This window comes from Niallia sp. HCP3S3_B10 (genome assembly GCF_052064465.1).
Lineage (GTDB): Bacteria > Bacillota > Bacilli > Bacillales > Cytobacillaceae > Niallia > Niallia hominis.
Window position 1 is genome coordinate 34,818 of the sequence record NZ_JBQHVO010000002.1, and the last position, 21,424, is coordinate 56,241.

Genomic DNA, 21,424 nt, shown 5'->3' on the forward strand with positions numbered 1-21,424 from the left:
CATTTTTAGAATGAAACTTCTTAAACATTTCTTCCTAATAGTACAGTATTTAATCTATAATAGCATATTCTAAAAGCATAAAAATTAATCATGTTGCTCACGAATCTCTCTTTTAACACAATAAGAAGAGAGATTCGTGAATGTTCCTTTATAATGTGCTAAACTATAATTCGTTGATTTTGTTACATAATAGAATTTAATAGTATAAATGAAGAGAGAGTGATTTTAAATGCAGCAAGAAACATTGTCTAGAGGCTTGAAAAACAGACATGTTCAATTAATTGCCATTGGGGGAGCGATTGGTACCGGCCTTTTTCTTGGAGCGGGTAAGTCCATTAATTTAGCAGGACCCTCTATTTTATTTGCATATATTATTACAGGTATTATTTGTTTTCTGATTATGCGTGCATTAGGAGAATTACTTTTATCGAATCTTGAATATCATTCATTTGTTGATTTTGTTCATGATTATATTGGAAATAGGGCTGCTTTTGTAACAGGATGGACGTATTGGTTCTGCTGGATCTCCATTGCAATGGCAGATTTAACAGCCATTGGCATGTATACACAGTTCTGGTTTCCAAATATTCCGCAATGGTTACCAGGCTTTATCGCCTTAATGGTATTACTGATTATGAATTTAGCTACTGTTAAGCTATTTGGTGAAATGGAATTTTGGTTTGCTTTAATTAAAATAATTGCGATTATTGGCTTGATCATTATTGGTTTTATTATGATTGTTAAAGGCTTTTCAACAAATGCTGGCCCATCTAGTTTTACCAATCTATGGAGCCATGATGGAATGTTTCCAAATGGGATGCACGGATTTATCCTTTCATTTCAGATGGTTGTGTTTGCATTTGTCGGCATTGAATTAGTCGGATTAACAGCTGGTGAGACAGAGAATCCTGAAAAGGTTATTCCAAAAGCAATCAATAATATCCCTGTTCGAATCTTGATTTTTTATGTGGGAGCATTGCTTATCATCATGAGCATTTATCCTTGGAATGCTATTAATCCAGCGAAAAGCCCATTTGTTCAAGTCTTCTTGGCAGTGGGAATAGCTGCTGCTGCTGGAATAGTTAACTTTGTTGTTTTAACTTCTGCTGCATCTGCATGTAATAGTGCGATTTTTAGTACTAGTAGAATGACGTATGCTTTAGCAAAGGAAAAGAATGCTCCAGAAGCACTAGCTAAACTGACTAAAAATCAAGTTCCATCAAATGCTTTGTTTTTTTCAGTTATAGTTGTGTTAATTGCGGTTATTTTAAATTATTTCATGCCAGAGGGTGTATTTACATTAATAACAAGTATATCTACGGTTTGTTTTATCTATATTTGGGCAATTACGGTTATTTGTCATATGAAATATCGAAAAACAAGACCAGAGCTAGCTGCGAAGAATAAGTTTAAGATGCCGCTGTACCCTGTTGCTAACTATATTATTCTTGTTTTTCTAGCATTTGTACTTGTTGTCTTAGCACTCGCAGAGGATACAAGAATCGCGTTAATTGTGACACCAGTGTGGTTTATTTTGTTATTAGTAATATATCAAGTTAAATGGAATCGTAAGTAATATTCATTCTGATTAATTTATCCTATAATGATTAAATTCAAAAAAATTGCTCCCTCATTATTATTTGAGGGAACAATCTATTTTGTTTAGGAGGATTTTATCCATTTCTTTCGATAAGAAAAATAGAGAGCAATAGCACCACCTAGTAGGAGTAGTATGCCGAACAGTAAGAAGTTATAGAGATTATTTGCAGTGTTTGGCAAACTGTTCTCTCCTTTTGTATCTATATTTGTATCGTTATCACCAGCCCGGGGTATATCAATGGTTTGGTTACCTTTATCTGGATTAACGACTGGCGGATTTTCTGAATTAGGTTGATCATTCAGAGAATGATCATCATCTATATCAGGATTATCTGGAGTATTTATACTAGGTTCCTCTTCATTCTCTTCCTCTGTATTTGCTTCTTCCTCGGAAGGTAATTGATCTAAGCTAGTCACAATCGCAACATAATCTATTAATGCATTTGTAGAATCTGCTGAACCTACTGGTCCATTAAATTCCATGCCTAGTTCTTGGACAGCATTTTTATTTTCTAAGTTTGAGATATCATAGATGAGTTTGGTATATTCCTCTTTGTTAATAGTTGTACTGCCAGAATCAGACCAATTCCAGTTTCCTGCTTTTGTAAAAAACTTCACTTCTAATGGATGATCTGCAAGCGTACCAGTTTCATCATGTTTTAATTGGACAACGATGTAGTTATATCCGGTCAAATCATAGGAGGCAGTTTTTTTAATTTCAGTTTTTTCCCCTTCTCCTAATTTAATTGAGGCTTTCAAATGGTCCTGTTCGATAATGGCGTTTCCACCTTCCCAACCTTCTAAATCTTTATTGAAGTGATAAAAAATAGGGTCTGTATTTTTTTCCTCATTTTCCCCTACTTCTTCTGGAATAGTAGGGGAGTCTTTATCTTCGATTGCACATATGTCATCAAAATAAAGAGTACCACTTCCTTTTTCTCCACCTGTATAAAGAGCAAATTGAGTTACCTTTTGAATTCTAGCTTGGTCAATAACAGCGGTTTGATTACTTTCCCATTCAGCAGGAGCAAATTCTGAAAAAGGAATTGTAACAACACCTTCGAATTCTTGTTCAAGGGAAATATTCTTTTCGAAACTAACACCACCCATTTGAATTTGCACGGTTAGATGATGTGATTGACTTTGATGCTTCATCCAGAATTGGATTGCATTTTTCCCCGTCCAATCTACTGTCGGAAGAGATGTTTGCTTTCCTGCATATCCTGCATTTCCAATGATATAATCATATTTTAACCCATATGTGCCTCCTTGCTTTGCATCAGATGATAGGGAAATCTGGATTGGATCCCCATTACTTGAATAGTTACGATTTAAGAGGTCGTCATCTCCAAGGTAATATTCAAAGTTATCGACAAGATATGGATCTGCAGCAGCTTCTTTATAGGTATTTAGCAATTCGATATTATCAATATAAATTTCTGTTAGTTGCAATTGGTCTCCAACAAGTGATAGAGCAATTCCGGTTGCTTCAGAAGCAGAAGGAACAGAAATAGTAGTTTCATATTTTATGTAGTCCTTTCCGTCTATCGTAATCGTTTCTAATTCAGTAAGCGGCTCTTTTGACTCATTCATGCCGTATTTCGTTGTCCAGTCTGGTGGGAGCTGGACAATTCCTTGAATGGATCCATTTCCAGCAGTTACAGGAATATAGGCATCAAACCTGATTTGCTTCACATCTGCCAGATTGATAGAATCGAGATTCGTTAACTCTAGCTTTAACTCTTGCCATGATTCACTTGGACTCATCCCTTGCACAGAAAATTTTGCCTTACCGTCTCCGTTAAGTGTTTCGTGAGATAACTCATAGGTAACCCCTTCTGATGGCCAAGTTCCATTACTTTTTATATCATTGATGTCTGTATCAAATGTAAGCTTTTTTATTGTGATTTCTTGTACTTTTATATATAGTCGTACAGTTTCTTCTTGAATTTTTTGTCCATTTGAGTAATATGTGAAAACAATATCAGTAACTCCGCCATTCAAATGAGCTGAAGGTGAATAATCAGCTGTAAAGTTACCAGAAGAGTCGAGCTCCATTCTATGCTCTGTCTCCGTTCCAAGTTCTTTATATGTTACCGTAGCATTAGGATCATTAGTTACTTTTACTCGTAAGGTAGTTGTTTGCTCTGTTATGATTGTTCCACTAGTTGGTGATAATACATAAAGGAGGCTTCCGTGTGGTGCTGTTGTATAGTTAATTCCTTGCCCATATACTTTTCCAGTTACCTCATTTCGGAAAGAAGAATAGTCATCTTCATAAAATTTTTGAAAGTTAGGTAGGAGCTCGTGGTCGCCACCTAATTCACTGTCAATATCTTTATAGGGAACATACATATTATTCGGCCATCCGAAATTAGCCCATGTCAGCATATAAGCAATTTTTGACGCAGTCGTGTCTCCTTTTATCGCGTTAAATACACGAGTATACCAATCAAGTGTATTTCCAGTTTGATTCATACCAGATGCACTATAACCAAACTCTGTTAGCCCAGCAATCTTATCTTTTTCTTCTGCCAATTGGACAATCATTTTTAAATCGTCAATGAGTCCGTTAAGCCAGGAAGCAGAGCCGGCATTCGATTTGTTATCATAGCTGTCTATCCCGAAAATGTCTACATACTCGTCACCAGGATATGTTTCTAAATATCGTTCTGTATCTCCGCTATATCCTGAGCCCGGAGAGAAGCCGTATAGAATATTGTGTACATCTTTTACATCACGTAGATATTCCACTGTATATCGGTATATTGCTTTATATTGGGATGGGCTAGTTGTACTCGCTCCCCACCAGAACCAAGAACCAGTTTGTTCATGGAAAGGACGAAAAATTAGCGGAATAGGCTCTCCATTATCATCTTTTAATTGATGTGCAAGGCTAGCTATATTATCTAACCAAGCATTGAATTCCTCATGTTTAGAACCACCAGGAAGAATCTCCTTTACTACATTTCCTGTCGTATCATTGTAATTACCACCTGTAACAAAATTGCGCGGATGCATACTTAACGTGATAATACCACCAAGTTTATGAGCAGTTTTCATGGAAGTAGCTGTATTTTTAATGCTTTGTTGAATATTTCCTGGAATTCCTGGCTTTTCGTTTCCATCAATACTGCCAGTATCCCATCCAAAGATAGCCGGATAATCGCCAACAGCATTCTTAATCTCAGATTCTTTTGAGCCAACACGGGTTCCAGACTCTTTTAATGTTAACCCTTCGTCAGTAGCATGCTGTTGACCAAATAAGATTTGTTCACCACTGCTATTTTGTAAAAATGCAAATAGTTCCTTTGAATACGTAGATGCATTTGGATCCGCCATTTTTAATTCTCTACTAGTAAATGTACTACTTTGAGCTTGGATAAGTGTTGGGCTAGGAAGAGCAAGTAATAAGACAAGACAAACTACAAAATACCGAAAAATTTTCTTCATAAATACCTCCTAATTAGTTTGGTTGTTATTCTTAACAAATTTTGTAAGCGCTTTACAACAATATAATAAAGGAGGATGAAGATAAAAATCAATAGTTTTTAATGTAATTGTCTATATTTTTTTAAAAAAAGTATAAGTTAATATATATATTAATCTAGTTTTTCATGCTTAGTTGGGGTTTTTAAGTTTTATTTCTTTGTTGCATAATAGATAAATTTTAAAAAAACAAAAAACTAATTGACACCTTCTTAACTAGAATGCTATTATAGTCTTCTTTGGAAAAAGGAGGGAAATGCATTGATTAAAGTCGAAGGTATCAATAAGTCCTTTAAGGTTGCAAAAAGGACAACGGGATTGGCAGCAGGTTTGAAAGCTCTCATACATCGAGAACACAAGATTGTTCATGCATTAAATGATGTGAGTTTTACGATTAATACTGGAGAAATTGTTGGTTATATCGGGCCAAATGGTGCAGGCAAATCAACGACGATAAAAGTGATGAGCGGTATTTTAGTTCCTGATAGTGGCAGTTGTGAAATTATGGGCTATACACCATGGATGGATCGAGTAGAATATGTAAAAAATATCGGTGTTGTTTTTGGACAACGTTCCCAGCTATGGTGGGACGTCCCGGTAATCGATTCTTTTGCCTTGTTAAAAGATATCTATCAGGTACCAGATACGGAGTATAACGACACGCTATCCCTATTAATAGAAACACTTGAATTAAAGGATATTCTACATTCACCAGTAAGACAGCTCAGTTTAGGACAGCGCATGCGTTGTGAAATTGCAGCCTCCCTAATACATAACCCACAAATTCTCTTCTTAGATGAACCTACGATTGGTCTTGATGCAGTAAGCAAAATTGCTGTAAGAAATTTTATAAAAAAAATCAATAAGCAGAAGAAAGTAACCGTTATCCTTACAACACACGATATGTTCGATATTGAGGCACTTTGTGATCGAGTCATTTTAGTAGGGAAAGGGAGCTTATTATATGATGGAAATTTACAGGAATTAAGAAGCCGTTTTGGTTCCCATCGCACTATAACACTTGACTATAAATCAAGTACTAGTCCCATTCAAATTCCTGGTACTACTCCGATTTCTTGGACAGAGGAAAGAGCCATAATAAGTGTGGATACTACGATAGTCTCTGTATCGGAAGTAATCATGAAATTGTCTCATTCCCTTGATTTAGTTGATATTTCAGTGACATCCCAGCCAATTGAAGATATAATTGTACAGCTTTATAAGGAGTATGAGATATGAGGACAATGAAACCGTATATTGCTGTATTAAGATTGCGATTATTAAATGGGATGCAGTATCGGGCCGCTGCATTGGCAGGAGTGGCTACACAGTTTTTCTGGGGATTTATTTATATTATGATATTTCAGGCGTTTTATGCCCAAGCAAGCTCAAATCAACCAATTTCTTTAGAAGAATTGGTTACTTATTTATGGCTTCAGCAATCTTTTTTAGCTTTTATTATGCTATGGTTTCGTGATAATGAATTATTTGACTTAATCACAACAGGAAATATTGCTTATGAGCTATGCAGGCCAATTGGGATATATGAATATTGGTTTAGTAAATTACTTGCCCAGCGATTGGCTAGCGCATTATTAAGGTGTTTTCCAATATTATTGCTGGCTTTTTTGCTGCCACCAGCTTATCGGCTGATGTTGCCTCCAGATGTAAAAACGTTCTTGTTATTTTGTCTCTCTCTTTTATTAGGACTATTGGTTTTAGTAGCTATTTCTATGTTTATTTATATTTCTGTTTTTATCACATTATCGCCAATGGGGTCACTTTTAGTCTTTGGTGTAGTAGGGGAGTTTTTTGCTGGGATGGTTGTTCCTATTCCATTAATGCCAGAGTGGCTCCAACAAATTGTTTATCTCCTTCCTTTTCGATTAACGGCTGATTTTCCGTTCCGTGTTTATTCAGGGAATATTCCCAATGGAGAAGCGGTTGAGGGTATATTTATTCAGCTCGCTTGGCTGTTCGTACTTGCTTTTTTTGGGAAGATAGCATTACAAAAGGCGATGAAAAAAATAATTGTGCAAGGAGGATGAAGCTAGATGAAACTTTATTTTCAATACCTTCTCGTATTATTTAAATCACAAATGCAGTATCGAACATCATTCTGGCTGTTATCATTAGGGCAATTTCTTGTTCCGTTTTCTGCTTTTGCTGGATTATACTTCTTATTTGAGCGATTTGGACAAATAAAGGGCTGGGATTTTTATGAGGTTGCCCTTTGTTTTGCTATCATCCATATGGCTTTTGCATTAAGTGAATGCTTTGCAAGGGGATTTGATAATTTCTCCAGTCTCGTTGCAAGTGGTAATTTTGACAGATTACTTGTACGGCCAAGAACAACTTTTGTGCAAGTCCTAGGTTCTAAATTCGAGTTTACTAGAGTTGGCCGATTATTACAGAGTGTCATCGTACTAGGATGGGCTTTAAATAATCTAGCAATTGACTGGAGCTTCATGAAGGTGATAACCCTACTCTTAATGATAATAAGCGGGGTTTTCATTTTCACAGGAATCTTTATTTTGGCAGCGACCCTTAGCTTTTGGACCATACAAGGTTTAGAGATTGCGAATATTTTTACCGATGGCGGTAGAGAAATGGCCCAGTATCCGTTAAATATTTATCAAAAATGGGTGACACGCTTTTTTACGTTTGTGATTCCTTTTGGAAGTGTCAATTATTTACCTTTATTATACCTTTTAGGTAAAGGAGGAAAGGATGAATGGTTATACATGCTTGCGCCTCTAGCAGGAATATTTTTTATCCTTCCTTGTATTTTTGTCTGGATATTTGGTGTGCGACATTATCGATCAACTGGTTCTTAAAAGATGATGTTTTCTGTTCTATTAAAAGTGGTATAAAACTAGTAGATAATTTTATATCATCTAAAATGGAGGCGTTTAGAAAATGAGTAAAGAATCAACAACGAGCCCAGCGGGTAAAACACATCAACCTAATGAGAAGAAACAAAAGGATGAGGCTTCAAAAGGTATGAAAGAAACTCATGACCAGGCAAATACTAGTTTAACAGAAGGAACGATTGACAAGAAAAAAGGAAAAAGTAATTAATAATTCCTTGTTTTTCTATAAATACGATAAACAAAATGGAGAAGAATGAGTAATCATTCTTCTCCATTTTGTTTATGATAGATAGTTAGTTAATTAAGGATCTTATATAAGGTATAATGGGGAGTGGTGAAAATTTGTGAAAGAAAGGCTGTTTAGGGATGAAAAAAATATGGCTTATCGTAATTGGAATATTGATTCTATTCCTCCTTTTATTTAGCACCTATAAACTAATGAATGCAAGAACGTTTCAGTTATTTGGAGGATTAACCAATCATGTAGAGACTAATGAGAAGGTAGTTGCGTTAACATTTGATGATGGACCAACACAAAATGTGGAGGAGATATTAGCATTATTAGATACATATGATGCAAAAGCGACTTTTTTTCTTATCGGTAATGAAATAGAAAAAAGTCCTGAATTAGCAAGGGAAATTGCAAAAAATGGTCATCAACTTGGAAATCATACCTATTCTCACGAACGTATGATTTTTAAATCATATTCCTTTATAAAAAAAGAAATAGAAGACACAAATAAATTAATTGAACAAGCAGGATATACAGGTGAAATTGATTTCAGACCGCCAAATGGGAAGAAGATTATTGGACTTCCTTATTATTTGAAAAAAGCCAATATGGATACGATACTTTGGGACATCGAGCCAGATACTTATTATCAAGTGGCAGAGAAAAAAGTAAACTATGTGAAAGAATCAGTGAAGCCTGGTTCCATTATTTTAATGCATCCTATGTATGATCAAACGGGTGAGGAATTGAATGCAATAGAAGGTGTTTTAAAAGCATTAACGGAAGAAGGATATACATTTGTTACTGTTAATGAGCTCCAGCAATTAGACGGAGATAAATAAAAGGCAGTTGTTGGAGAATAACAATAAAAAGGTATTTGGACAAAACCAGACACCTTTTTATTGTTTATTCATCTATCAATTTAACGTATCTCTTTTTGCTGCATAAGGTGGATGCTCCATCCAGCCATTTTTAATCATAAGTTTTGCGGCATCTTCTACAAACGACGCTATTTGCATTAAGCCTCTTGTATACATAAAACCTATATCATGTCTGCCATTCACTGCAACCGAGTTTCCAAATGATCTAATCTTCATGGAAAACATATCCACTTTATGAAATAGCATTATTTTTTCAGAAAAAGGAGAAATGGTAGACGTTGTTATTAAATGGTCAATAAATGATGGTGCTGGTAAATCTTCATTATGTAGTTTTTCCATATAAAGCTCTACATGCTTATGAGTGAAATTTTTTCCTCTAATAAATAATTCGCGAATTTCTTCATTTTCTGTAACTTGGCTAAAAGCCATAATTAATGCTTTGCTTGCAGTATTGTTTTCAATATTGTCATAAAGATGAGCGATTTCTAATGCATGTAAAGGTCTTATGTGCCCAAAAAATCCATTTAAAAAATCCTTGTGAACAAATTCAGCTTTTTCAGGTAATGGAATAATAGCTGGTTTACTAATCAGTCCTTTTTTCATTAGCAGTTCGTTGATTTGCTCTATTAAATCCATAGTAGCTTTCATACAATAAATAAAAAATTCCCTAATATCTTCTCTGAAGACTAGTGGTACAGCTATATTATAAATACTCATCCCTGCTTTGGCAGTATATTTAAGATAATGCACATAGAATTCATCTTCAAATAAACGTGGGGCATCAAGATTTACATCTTCTTCTATAGAGAAACCTTTTGGAATTGGAAAATTCTCCTTCCTAAATATGCCTTCTGTCGTATTTAAGAATTCACTACATAATTTATAAGCCTTTTTTAATAAATTTTTAATATCTTGATCCTCCACATGCTGAAGGAAGAAATGGAGATAGCATTTAGACATGCTGTTTCCCGTATAAGTCGCCCAAAGTTTCCCCATTTCTGCTGATGTAAGCTTTTTAGTGAGGGCCGTTTTTGTTGAACGTATATTCAGTGGTTCACGCGTGTCCATGACAAAACTCCTTTGATTTGTTTTATTTTATTATTCTCCATCATTCCTTATTGTATGCTAAGTGTATGTACCGATTGTTTGATTGATATTAATAGGAGAATTGCTTTCCCTCTGTACATCAATCGTTTAGAATAATACAGAAAAAAGAAAATATATAGGAGAATATAATGAAAATATTAATAGTGGAAGACGATAAAACCATTGCTACGGGTTTAGAATATAGTTTACAAAGTGAAAAGTATGAAACAATTACATGCTTTAACGCAAAAACTGCAAAAAGAGTTTTAGAAGAGCAATTAACAGATATTGAATTATGTTTATTTGATTTGTCTCTACCAGATGGTTCTGGCTATGAGCTATGTGAGTATGTAAAAAGAAAATCGGATAAGCCTGTAATCTTTTTGACTGCTTTAGATGATGAAGTGAATGTTGTTATGGGACTCGATATGGGAGCAGATGACTATATTACAAAACCATTTCGCATAAGAGAACTTCTATCAAGAATTAAATCTGTTTTGCGACGGTATAATAAGCAGTTGCAGAATAATCCACTAATAGAAATAGATTCTATACGGATTAACACATTGGAAGGGAAAATTTATAAAAGGAATGAGGAAGTAATGGTTACAGCGCTAGAATACCGCTTATTTCTCATTTTTGCTAATAATATCGGACAAGTATTAACAAGAAGCCAGCTATTAGAGAAAATATGGGACGTGGCGGGAGATTTTGTTAATGATAATACTTTAACAGTCTATATTAAAAGGCTCCGCGAGAAATTAGAGGATGATCCTCAAAAGCCCACCATTATCAAAACCATTCGTGGACTTGGCTACAAGGTAGGAGATTGATATGATTCGTAATCGAGAAGTGAAAATCCTCACTATTATTTTAGTAATCACTAGTTTTTTTGCTATTGTCTATGCTGCTTTAGCCTATTCTATTTCAGTCGCAGTATATTTACTTAGCGTGCTTGTTATCGTTTTGGGCTGTTTTTATCAGTTTACAAGATATCGATATAAGCAAATAGATAAGCTATCGAGTTATTTGCAGCAAATAAGTAACGGAGATGAAAGTCTGGATATTCGGGATAATGTAGAAGGTGAATTGAGTATTTTAAAAAACAATATTTATAAGGTTACATTAATGCTATCGGAGCAGAGTGCACATCTACAGGAGGAAAAGTTAAAGCTAACAAATGCAATTTCCGATATCTCTCACCAATTGAAAACACCACTTACCTCCATGTTTGTCATGACTGATTTATTACGGAATCCACAGTTGGAGGAAATAAGAAGACGTGAATTTACGAACAATATTTCGATTCAGCTTGAAAGAATGGAATGGCTTGTTTCTTCCTTATTAAAATTATCGAAAATGGATGCCGGGACGATTCCTTTTAAAAAGGAGCAAGTGGATGTCAAAAAATTGATTTATAAGGCAGTAGAACCAATATTAATTCCCATGGATATTAAGGGACAGGCTCATGCAATTATGGGAGATGAGGATGTTACCTTTATAGGAGATTTTAATTGGACAGCAGAAGCGCTTATTAATATTTTGAAAAATTGTGTGGAGCATACCCCTGAAGGTGGAGAAATACATATTCGATTTTCTGAGAATGTATTATTTACAGAAATCGTTATTCAGGATACTGGAAAAGGCATCGCAAAAAAAGATTTACCTTATATTTTTAAACGATTTTATAAGGGAGAAAACGCAAGTGAAGATAGCATCGGTATAGGGCTGGCGATGGCATATAGTATGATCAAAAGCCAGCATGGTGATATTGAAGTGAGAAGTAAGTTAGGGGAAGGGACTACATTTCATATTAAGTTTTATAAACAGGTTATTTAGTGTGATTGGAATATTAAAGCAAGCGAAAAGAAGTGGCAATAAATATAAGAGATTGGCGTTCTAAGAAGGGATGAAAGCGAGAAACTGCTGTGCGGGTAGGAAAAGTAGCGTTCATAAAGGGGATGAAAACCAGAATCCGTAGTACTTCAAGAAAAGATAGCCTTCATCATCAAGCGAATGAAATCGAACCTCCATATAAAGCACAGATGAGCAGTACACATATTCGAAAGTGACTAAATTGTCACTTTAAAGTCACTACAGAGTCACTTTAGACAGATACACTAAGAGCATCAAGTAATTGGAGGACGATAAAATGGAAATTTTAAAAATAGAAAATTTGTCTAAAGTGTATGGAAAAGGGGAAACGGCAGTAAAAGCATTGGATAATGTTTCTTTTTCCGTTAATAAAGGTGAATTTGTGGCAATCATTGGACCTTCTGGATCAGGTAAATCTACATTGCTTCACATGTTAGGTGGGGTAGACAGGCCGACTAGTGGAAAAGTTTTTGTGGATAATACAGATATTTATCAATTAAATGAAACACAATTAGCTATTTTTAGAAGAAGACAAATTGGACTTATCTATCAATTTTATAACTTAATTCCCATTCTATCTGTAGAAGAAAATATCACGCTGCCGCTTCTATTAGATAACCATCAAGTAGATAAGGAGCAATTTAATCGCATTGTTTCTATATTAGGTCTACAACAAAGATTAGATCACTTGCCTAATCAATTATCAGGGGGACAGCAGCAGCGTGTTTCCATTGGACGTGCACTTATTAGCAACCCTGCTATTATGCTTGCAGATGAGCCTACAGGAAATTTAGATAGTAAAAATAGTGAAGAGATTATGGAACTATTAAAAATGTTTAATAAAACCTATAATCAAACATTAATTGTTATTACCCATGATGAACGGATTGCGCTACAAGCAGATCGTGTGATTTCTGTTGAAGATGGAAAAATCGCCAAAAATGAGGTGATTCGTCCATGAATATAATGAATAAACTCACTTTAAGAAATTTAAAGGAGAACAAGCGAAGAACATTAGTGACGATTATTGGTGTCATTATAGCTGTCAGTATGTTGACAGCTGTTTCGACACTTGGTGTTTCGTTTATCGATTTATTAAAAAGAGACAGTATTGCAAGAGACGGTGAGTGGCATGCACAATTTATTGGGGTTAATAATGAGCAAGCCAAAGAGTTAAGGAAGGATAGTAACATGGAAAAAGTTATCCTATCCAATAATTTGGGCTATGCGAACTGGAAGGATTCAAAAAATGACAGTAAACCGTATTTATTTTTTAAACAATATGATGAGCAAGGATTTGAACAATTTTTAATTACCTTAAAAGAAGGGACATTCCCCAAGGCATCTAATGAAATTATCATACCTGATGAAATGAGGAAGAAGGGGAATAGTAAGTATGCCATCGGTGAGGAGATAAATGTTAGCATTGGGGAAAGGCACTTTCAATTAGAGGAAGAAGATTCTATCCTAACACAAACAGATCCTTTGCAAAGGAATGAAGAAGGAAAAAGTGTCGAGGAAATTCAGCAGGCAAAATCCTATACATTCAAAATTGTCGGTATTATGGAAACACCATCTTGGGAACCTTCCTGGTCACCAGGATATACTGTTATTAGCTATTTAGATCAAAAGGAGTTAACAACTAGTAGTAGCGTAAATGCAAGTGTTGTGATGAAAAAGGTAAAGCAGTCTATATATGAGGACTCGGAATCATTGGCAAAGAAATTAGCTATTGCAAAAGTGGATTTTAATAATGAGTTACTGCGTTATTATGGCGTATCATCGAATGATAACCTGCTTCTAACGATGTATTCTCTAATAGGTATTGTCATACTTGTTATTGTTATTGGTTCTGTAGCACTGATTTATAATGCATTTGCCATTAGTGTGTCGGAACGGGCAAGACATTTGGGGATGCTATCAAGTGTAGGTGCAACGAAGAAGCAAAAAAGAAATTCTGTTTTCTTTGAAGGTGTGGTGATAGGCGGCATCAGCATTCCATTAGGAATAATTGCTGGAATCGTTGGAATTGGAATTACTTTCACTTTTATCAATAAGTATTTGCAAGATGCCTTAAACTCTACACAAGGATTAAATGTAGTGATAACGCCTTATTCCATCCTATTTTCTATTATTATTTCCATTGTAACAATTTTTATTTCAACCTATTTGCCAGCTAGGAAAGCATCGAAGATTTCAGCAATTGATGCAATTAGACAAACACAAGATATTAAATTATCAGGGAAAAAAGTGAAAACATCCAAATTTGTTCGCAAAGTATTTGGCATAGAAGCTGAAATTGGTTTAAAAAACTTAAAACGGAATAAGCGTAGATATCAAACAACCGTTTTTTCTTTAATTATTAGTATTTTGCTTTTCTTAGTCGTATCTTATTTTACTGATAATATGAAAAAATCAGTTGAACTGTCACAAGAAAATATCGACTATGATATTACTGTGTCTGCTGAATCAAACGTTGCAGAGGAAGAGATGCAGATTTTAGCAAATGTTCCTAGTATTACAGAAAGTAATTTAATTAAAAGCACATATGTAAGTACCTATTTAGATAAAAGTGTTTTAAGTGAAAATAATACAAAATCGGTTGAAAATGGTGATGCGTTCTTAGAGGAAGGCAAACTTCCGTTTACAGTGAATTTCTTTGTTCTATCTGAATCAGCTTTTAAGCAATATGCACAAGAAGTAGGCTTTAATATCAATGAATATACGAATCCAGCTGAACCAAAAGGGATTGTGATCGAAAATGTATCTTATTTTGATCCATATGGAGAGAAATTTGTTGAGGAAAAAGTACTGAATGCTAAACCTGGGGATTATATTGATCTCTACATGTATAGGGAAGGCAGCGAAAAGGAAGAGATGTTTAATAAGGTTCAGATTGGCTTATTTACAAATGAATCATTCATGGGAATGAAAGCTGATAATTATAGAATGATAACAATGATTATCTCTAATGAAGTAGCAGAAAATTTATTTGAAAATGAAAAAAATATTACGATGAACTACAATCTCTATTTAAACAGCGATAATCCGGATAAAGCAGAAGAAGAATTAGACGATCTAAAGTCAGGATCCATGTATATATACAATGTGGAAAAGAATCGTAAGCAATCTGAACAGATGATTATGATTATGTCTGTCTTTATGTATGGATTTATTACCCTTATTTCCTTAATCAGTATTGCAAATATTTTTAATACCATTTCTACCAGTATTTCCTTACGAAAAAGGGAATTTGCGATGCTGCGTTCTGTTGGGATGACGCCAACTGGTTTTAATAAAATGATTTATTTTGAAAGCATTTTTTATGGGATAAAAGCATTGATGTATGGTATTCCCATTAGTATAGGAGTAATAGCTGCACTATATTGGTCTATAAGCAATACATTTGAATATGGCTTTGAACTTCCGTGGTTGAGTATTCTGTTTGTAGTAATCGCAATTTTTATCATTGTTGCATCTGCAATGCTCTATTCAGTCAGCAAAATTAAGAAAGAAAATATAATTGATGGTTTAAAGCAAGAGAATGATTAATAGGAAACGAATAAAATTAGGTAAGAATGACAAAAAACTCGTCCGTTTTGGCGGGTTTTTTTCATATGAAAATGCAAGCAGGTAAGTAAAAGAGGAATGTAGAATCAGTAAGAAAGACGGAGGAGGATAAAAAGGATGACTGATATTTTACAACAAAATAAGAAAAGCTGGGATATAGTAGCCCATCATTTTAACGGAATTGACGCACTACCTAGTTATGGCCCTTTTTGCCAAACAGAAGAAGAATTAAGGTTATTTAAAGAGATAAAAAATAAAAAGGTGCTTGATATCGGCTGTGGCAGCGGACATTCTTTACTGTATATGGCTGACAAAGGAGCTAGTGAATTATGGGGTGTAGACTTATCTGAAAAGCAAATAGAGACAGCAAAAGAAACACTTAAAGATATGCCTTCCCAGTTATATTGTGCTGCGATGGAAAAAGATATTGCCCTTCCTAAGGAATATTTCGACATAGTTTATTCGATTTATGCCATTGGGTGGACAACGGATTTAGCTACGACATTTAACCTTATTTATTCGTATTTAAAGCCAGGAGGAGCGTTTATTTTTAGTTGGGACCATCCGCTATATGCATATATGCAAAGTGAAAACGGTCAAATCTCTCTTACAGGTTCTTATCAGGAAGAAGGTATAACAACATATCCAAGGTTTAAAGGGGAAGAAGCACCAGTAGTGATACCAAAAAGAAAAATGAGCACCTATATAAATGAACTAATTAAAGCTGGATTTACGATTGAATGTGTAATGGAAAGTGAGGTTTCCAAAAACTTTGAAAAAGTAGAGGAGGAAATCTCTGATCGCTATTATTCCTTATACAAAGCAAGAAAATTTCCAACTACTATGATTATTAAAGCAAGAAGAGCATGACGTGTGGGGAGCCACATGTCATTTTTAATGCTTTAAGTTTTTTGAAAAGAGAGAAGTAAAGACAGATAGAAATTCTCACTGCTCATCGAGGATTTGTAACCAAAAGAAGTACACGGTTATTAATAGACATTCCTTTTAATGGAATCTATAATTTAATTAGTTTGTTAAAATAATCACATTATTTAAAACTAGTAACCTTTTTTTGATAGCTTATGTAAACGTATTCTTAGCAAGTATTTTAATAACCAGGATAAAAATAAGGTCTAGAATTATTAGAAAAGCATTTTTCCTACTATGCCTTATTTTTAAATATATTAAAAAGGGGTTTTGAAAATGGTAACTGCTTTAGATGCAACAACAGTATTGGACAAGGAGTATGGTCTGTACATTAATGGTCAATGGATAAAAGGTTCAGAAGGTAATCTCCTTAGCAGCTATAACCCTAGTAATGGAGACAAGTTGGCTGATTTTGTAGATGCTACCTATGCAGATGTTGATCAAGCAGTAGAGGCTGCAACGCAAGCTTTAAAAACATGGAAGAAAGTAAGTTTGATAGAGAGAAGCAATTTATTATTAAAAATTGCTGATTTAATCGATGAAAATGCGGAAAAGTTAGCATTAGTGGAGACATTGGATAATGGGAAGCCGCTCAGAGAAACAAGAAATATTGATGTTCCATTAAGCTCTGACCATTTTCGTTATTTTGCTGGGGTAATCCGCTCAGAAGAAGGAACTGCCCAAGCATTTGATGAGGATACCTTATCTATTTCAATAAAAGAGCCTATTGGGGTGGTTGGACAAATCATTCCTTGGAATTTCCCGTTATTAATGGCTGCCTGGAAGATTGCACCAGCTATCGCAGCTGGCAATACAGTAGTTATCCACCCATCTTCTACTACGTCGTTAAGCTTATTGGAATTGGCGAAACTATTTGATCAAGTATTGCCAAATGGAGTAGTCAATGTCATTACAGGTCGTGGTTCTCATTCTGGAGACTATATGTTAAATCATAAAGGATTTGCAAAAATTGCTTTTACAGGATCAACGGAAATTGGTCAAGAAGTTGCGGTTGCAGCAGCGAAAAGACTAATCCCATCAACACTTGAGCTAGGCGGAAAGTCAGCGAATATCATCTTTAATGATGCACCAATGGAGCGAGCATTGGAAGGGGTTCAATTAGGAATTCTCTTTAACCAAGGACAGGTTTGCTGTGCTGGTTCCCGTATTTTTATCCAGGAAGGAATATATGATGAGTTCCTTGCCAAGATGAAACTTGCATTTGAAGATGTAAAAGTTGGCTTGCCTTGGGAAGATGATGTTATCATGGGAGCACAAATAAACGAGCGTCAATTAAAACAAATTTTAGAATATGTAAAAATTGGGGAAGAAGAAGGAGCGAGAGTTGTAACAGGAGGCTGCCGACTCGAAAACAATGGACTGGAAAAAGGGGCATTTATGGCACCAACGATTTTAGCGGATGCTACAAATAAGATGCGCATTGCTCAAGAAGAAATTTTTGGCCCAGTTGCAACAGTGATAAAATTTAAGACCGAAGAAGAGGTTATTGAGCTGGCTAATCAATCTGAGTTTGGTCTTGGAGGAGCAGTTTTCTCCCGTAATATTAATACAGCATTACGTGTAGCTAGAAGTGTGGAAACAGGTCGTATGTGGGTGAACACATATAATCAGCTTCCAGCAGGAGCACCATTTGGAGGGTATAAAAAATCAGGGATCGGCAGAGAAACATATAAGAGTATATTGGATGGCTATACTCAAACGAAAAATATTTATATCGTAACGAAAGAAGAAACAGAGGGATTGTATTAAAGTAAAGTAGGAAGCTGCTAGGACTTTGTCTTGGTGGCTTTTTTTATGCTTGAAATTTCATGTATAATTTGCTCTTAGATAAAAAGAAAAAATTTATACAATTTTTCGCGAACTTTTTTCTCGATACAAGGTCTAATGTATAGAACAACAGGGGAGGTGATTAATTGGAAGAGTTAGAGATTAGTAAGAAAGCTATTAAAGGAGATGATGATGCCTTTTTGGAAGTAATGCAATTATATAAAGAATCATTGCTAAGAGCTGCTTTAGCATTTCTAAAAGATGAACATGCAGCAATAGAAGCATTGCAGGAAGTGACATATCGAGCCTACAAAAAAATACATACGGTAAAAGAGCCAGCCTATCTAAAAACATGGCTAACAAGGATTATGATTAATTATTGTCAAGATCAAGTAAAGAGATCAAACAGAGTTATTTCTGATAACCAAGTATATGATATATCTGTTTACCAAGACCAATCCTTGATTGAACTAAAGGAAGCTCTTGAATTGTTATCTAATGAAGACCAGCAATTAATCTATTTAAAATATTTTCAAAATACGAAGATCAAAGAAATTGCCGCAATGGAAAAAATACCAGAAGGAACCGTAAAGTCTCGATTACATAAAGTACTGAAAACATTAAGACTATATTTTAAGGAGAAAGGAGAGAGTGAGCATGTATGAAGAAGAGGAACAAAGGTTATTAAAATTTAAAAAAGAATATGAAAAAGTCGAATTGCCAATAGAACAGGGAGATGAAGCCATTTTAAGCGGATTTATGAAAGCAAAGCGAGAAAAAAGTCTGCTTAAGAAAAAACAAAAAAGATTGCTTGGGCTTGCGATTGCAGCAATTATCATCGTTTCCTTTATAACATCTATTCGAATATCGCCAACTTTTGCAAATGCGCTCACATCTATCCCTGGGATGGAATGGATGATTGGTTTTATTGAACAAGATAAAGGCTTTTCCGCCATTATAGAAAATGATTATTATCAAAAGGTAGATGTTTCTGAGACAAAAGGAGATTTGACGTTAACGATAGATGGAGTGGTTATGGATGAATCAGGAATAAATGTATTTTATACATTGAAATCAACAAACCCTCTCACAGGAGGAGAAATAAAGTATATTAATCTCCTTAATAAAGAAGAATTTCCTGAGCATTCACGTAGCTATAATGTATATTTTCCTGATGATATCCAAAATGAATTTCAAGATATGGTCGAGTACCAATTTGTGGACTCTTTTTCTTTTGATGAATTAAAGTTTAACTTTGAATTAGTTATAGTAATGGACAATCAAGAAATAATATTTCTGATTCCTTTTGAACTCAAGGAAAATGTAAAAAAGAATATAACTTATCCAATAAACCAGGTTGTGGAAGTTGAGAATCAAAAAATCACGATAGAAGAAATTATCGTGTACCCATTACGAATTGGAGTGAAGGTAGCATTTGATCCTACAAATACAAAAGAAATTTTGGGATTTGAAGATATGCGATTGGAAGATGAAAACGGTGAGGTATGGACTTCTATTGCAAATGGTACTGTAAATAGGACTTTGAGTAAGCATGAGAAAATGTATTATTTACAATCTAATTATTTCGAAAAGCCGAAAGAACTTTATTTGAGGGTAAATAAATTAATGGCAATTGATAAGGAAGATGCGGTGGTTATTGTAGATACGGAAGCAAATAGGTTAGTAAAAAGTCCGAAAGACGGTAAACTTAAATTAGGAGAAACGTCTAAAGCACAAGCGGAATTTTTTATGGTATCTGATTCAGAGGATATGTATACTATCTTTGATGAGCCTATTGATGCAACAGGAAAGGAACTAAGTATACCATCAACTGAATTTTACAATCATGAAAACAAAAAATATTGGAATATGTTTTTCGAAAATAGCGAGTACAAAAATCCATTGCAAATGAAATTGACATTTTACCCTAATTACATCGAAGGAGATGTAAAGATAGAAGTAAAATAAGCTGTATGCTTTGGTAGTGGTATTCATCATACCATTACCAAAGCACGCGGTTTTTTATTGTAAGCGTTCCATTTTTGTGTTAAAGTATAGTTACGTAAACGTTTACGTAAAGGGTGAAGGAAATGACGATAACCATTAAAGATATAGCAAATGCTGCAAAAGTATCTACAGCAACTGTTTCGAGAGTTTTAAACGGTGCAGGTGGTTACAATGAAGAGACAAAAATTAAAATCCTGCAAATCGCAAAAGAACTAGGCTATCGGAGAAATGAAATGGCAAGAAGCTTAGTAAAAAAATCGAGTAATTTAATAGGTATTATCATGCCAAGTGTATCGACGATTTTTTATGCGGACATTGTTAATGGAATGGAAAAGGTAGCGCAAGCACATGGATTTAGTGTTATTTTATCCCATGCAGGAGAAAAAGGTAATCGATTAATTGACTGCTTAAAAATGCTGGAAGAAAGAAAAGTGGATGGGCTTGTTATTGTATCCATTCCACTAAAGGAAGAACAAATTCAAGCAATTGAATCATTGAGTATACCGTATGTGTTACTGTCAACAGATACCAAAAATAAGCGAATACCTTTTATAAAAGTAGATGATTATGAAGCTTCGTATGCTGCTACAAAGTATTTAATCGATTATGGACATCAAAAAATAGGCTTGGCAGGTGTGGACTTCTCTGATCGAGTAGCTGGGATAGCAAGGATGGAAGGATATAAAAGGGCATTATGTGATCATGAAATAAGCTTTTCTGCCAACTATATAAAAGCAGGAGATTATAGTTTTTCAGCAGGAAAAGAAGCGCTCTATGCTTTCCATGCAGAAAAGACTGATATAACAGCAGTATTTTGTGTAAGTGATGAGGTAGCACTTGGGATCATTTCAGCCGCCTTTGAACTGGGCATACAAATACCAAATGATCTATCTGTCATGGGCTATGATAATACAAGAGTTGCAGAAATGGCAGTCCCTCCATTAACAACGATAGAGCAACCGTTTCAGGCAATGGGAGAGAAGGGTTGTTTAAAAATAATAGAGGCTATTCAGCAAAAGATAACAGTAAAAACAGAAATGCTCCCATTTGCTATAGTGGAAAGAGCTTCCGTGAGTAAAAGGGATTACTAAATTTTT

General features: G+C 34.8%; 17 protein-coding genes. 15 read left to right on the forward strand and 2 right to left on the reverse strand.

Translation table 11 applies throughout. The features are described from left to right. Positions 1-229 precede the first annotated feature (229 nt). Positions 230-1,576: an amino acid permease gene (locus ACTNDN_RS01725; RefSeq protein WP_441130590.1), complete on the forward strand. Its 1,347-nt coding sequence runs from the start codon at positions 230-232 to the stop codon at positions 1,574-1,576. Positions 1,577-1,662: 86 nt separating this feature from the next. Here the strand turns inward: ACTNDN_RS01725 and ACTNDN_RS01730 are convergent, their stop codons facing one another. Next, on the reverse strand, positions 1,663-5,052 hold the full coding sequence (locus ACTNDN_RS01730) for a glycosyl hydrolase (protein ID WP_441130592.1): 3,390 nt from the start codon (positions 5,050-5,052) through the stop codon (positions 1,663-1,665). Between the two features lie 297 nt (positions 5,053-5,349). On the opposite strand from ACTNDN_RS01730, the gene ACTNDN_RS01735 reads away from it, so the two are divergent. From ACTNDN_RS01735 to ACTNDN_RS01755, 5 genes are all read left to right on the forward strand, one after another. Next, positions 5,350-6,327 carry an ABC transporter ATP-binding protein gene (locus ACTNDN_RS01735; protein WP_441130594.1) on the forward strand — a complete coding sequence of 326 codons (978 nt, stop codon included), beginning with the start codon at positions 5,350-5,352 and terminating at the stop codon, positions 6,325-6,327. Positions 6,328-6,332: 5 nt separating this feature from the next. Continuing rightward, positions 6,333-7,136: an ABC transporter permease gene (locus ACTNDN_RS01740; protein ID WP_031539409.1), complete on the forward strand. Its 804-nt coding sequence runs from the start codon at positions 6,333-6,335 to the stop codon at positions 7,134-7,136. Positions 7,137-7,142: 6 nt separating this feature from the next. Beyond that, positions 7,143-7,925: an ABC transporter permease gene (locus ACTNDN_RS01745; RefSeq protein WP_441130596.1), complete on the forward strand. Its 783-nt coding sequence runs from the start codon at positions 7,143-7,145 to the stop codon at positions 7,923-7,925. 82 nt (positions 7,926-8,007) lie between these two features. Further along, on the forward strand, positions 8,008-8,169 hold the full coding sequence (locus tag ACTNDN_RS01750) for a DUF4025 domain-containing protein (protein ID WP_441130598.1): 162 nt from the start codon (positions 8,008-8,010) through the stop codon (positions 8,167-8,169). A gap of 158 nt (positions 8,170-8,327) precedes the next feature. Next, positions 8,328-9,035, forward strand: coding sequence for a polysaccharide deacetylase family protein (locus tag ACTNDN_RS01755; protein WP_441130600.1), 708 nt, complete (start codon positions 8,328-8,330; stop codon positions 9,033-9,035). A 75-nt stretch (positions 9,036-9,110) separates the two neighbouring features. On the opposite strand, the gene ACTNDN_RS01760 is transcribed toward ACTNDN_RS01755, so the two are convergent. Next, positions 9,111-10,142 carry a DUF3231 family protein gene (locus ACTNDN_RS01760; protein WP_441130602.1) on the reverse strand — a complete coding sequence of 344 codons (1,032 nt, stop codon included), beginning with the start codon at positions 10,140-10,142 and terminating at the stop codon, positions 9,111-9,113. Positions 10,143-10,309: 167 nt separating this feature from the next. Between ACTNDN_RS01760 and ACTNDN_RS01765 the strand changes: the two genes are divergently transcribed. The 9 genes from ACTNDN_RS01765 to ACTNDN_RS01805 all read left to right on the forward strand — a co-directional run bounded on the left by ACTNDN_RS01765 (position 10,310) and on the right by ACTNDN_RS01805 (position 21,418). After that, a complete protein-coding gene (locus ACTNDN_RS01765) occupies positions 10,310-10,993 on the forward strand; it encodes a response regulator transcription factor (protein ID WP_031540685.1) in 684 nt (227 codons plus the stop codon). A gap of 1 nt (position 10,994) precedes the next feature. Further along, positions 10,995-11,999 carry a sensor histidine kinase gene (locus ACTNDN_RS01770; RefSeq protein ID WP_441130605.1) on the forward strand — a complete coding sequence of 335 codons (1,005 nt, stop codon included), beginning with the start codon at positions 10,995-10,997 and terminating at the stop codon, positions 11,997-11,999. Positions 12,000-12,312: 313 nt separating this feature from the next. Then, complete coding sequence (locus ACTNDN_RS01775) at positions 12,313-12,996, forward strand: ABC transporter ATP-binding protein (protein WP_031540687.1); 684 nt, start codon at positions 12,313-12,315, stop codon at positions 12,994-12,996. Further along, positions 12,993-15,587, forward strand: coding sequence for an ABC transporter permease (locus ACTNDN_RS01780; protein ID WP_441130607.1), 2,595 nt, complete (start codon positions 12,993-12,995; stop codon positions 15,585-15,587). Before ACTNDN_RS01775 ends, ACTNDN_RS01780 begins: the two co-directional genes overlap by 4 nt. Positions 15,588-15,722: 135 nt before the next feature. Next, entirely contained in the window at positions 15,723-16,475 is a 753-nt protein-coding gene (locus ACTNDN_RS01785) for a class I SAM-dependent methyltransferase (protein ID WP_031540689.1), read from the forward strand. A 333-nt stretch (positions 16,476-16,808) separates the two neighbouring features. Beyond that, positions 16,809-18,302, forward strand: coding sequence for an aldehyde dehydrogenase family protein (locus ACTNDN_RS01790; protein WP_031540690.1), 1,494 nt, complete (start codon positions 16,809-16,811; stop codon positions 18,300-18,302). 164 nt (positions 18,303-18,466) lie between these two features. Next, positions 18,467-18,985 (forward strand): sigma-70 family RNA polymerase sigma factor, encoded by a 519-nt coding sequence (locus tag ACTNDN_RS01795; RefSeq protein ID WP_031540691.1) that lies wholly within the window; start codon positions 18,467-18,469, stop codon positions 18,983-18,985. After that, complete coding sequence (locus ACTNDN_RS01800; RefSeq protein ID WP_441130609.1) at positions 18,978-20,288, forward strand: DUF4179 domain-containing protein; 1,311 nt, start codon at positions 18,978-18,980, stop codon at positions 20,286-20,288. The genes ACTNDN_RS01795 and ACTNDN_RS01800 overlap by 8 nt, the downstream gene beginning before the upstream one ends. A gap of 122 nt (positions 20,289-20,410) precedes the next feature. Further along, positions 20,411-21,418, forward strand: a complete 1,008-nt coding sequence (locus tag ACTNDN_RS01805; RefSeq protein WP_441130611.1) for a LacI family DNA-binding transcriptional regulator — start codon at positions 20,411-20,413, stop codon at positions 21,416-21,418. The last annotated feature ends 6 nt before the right edge of the window (positions 21,419-21,424 follow it).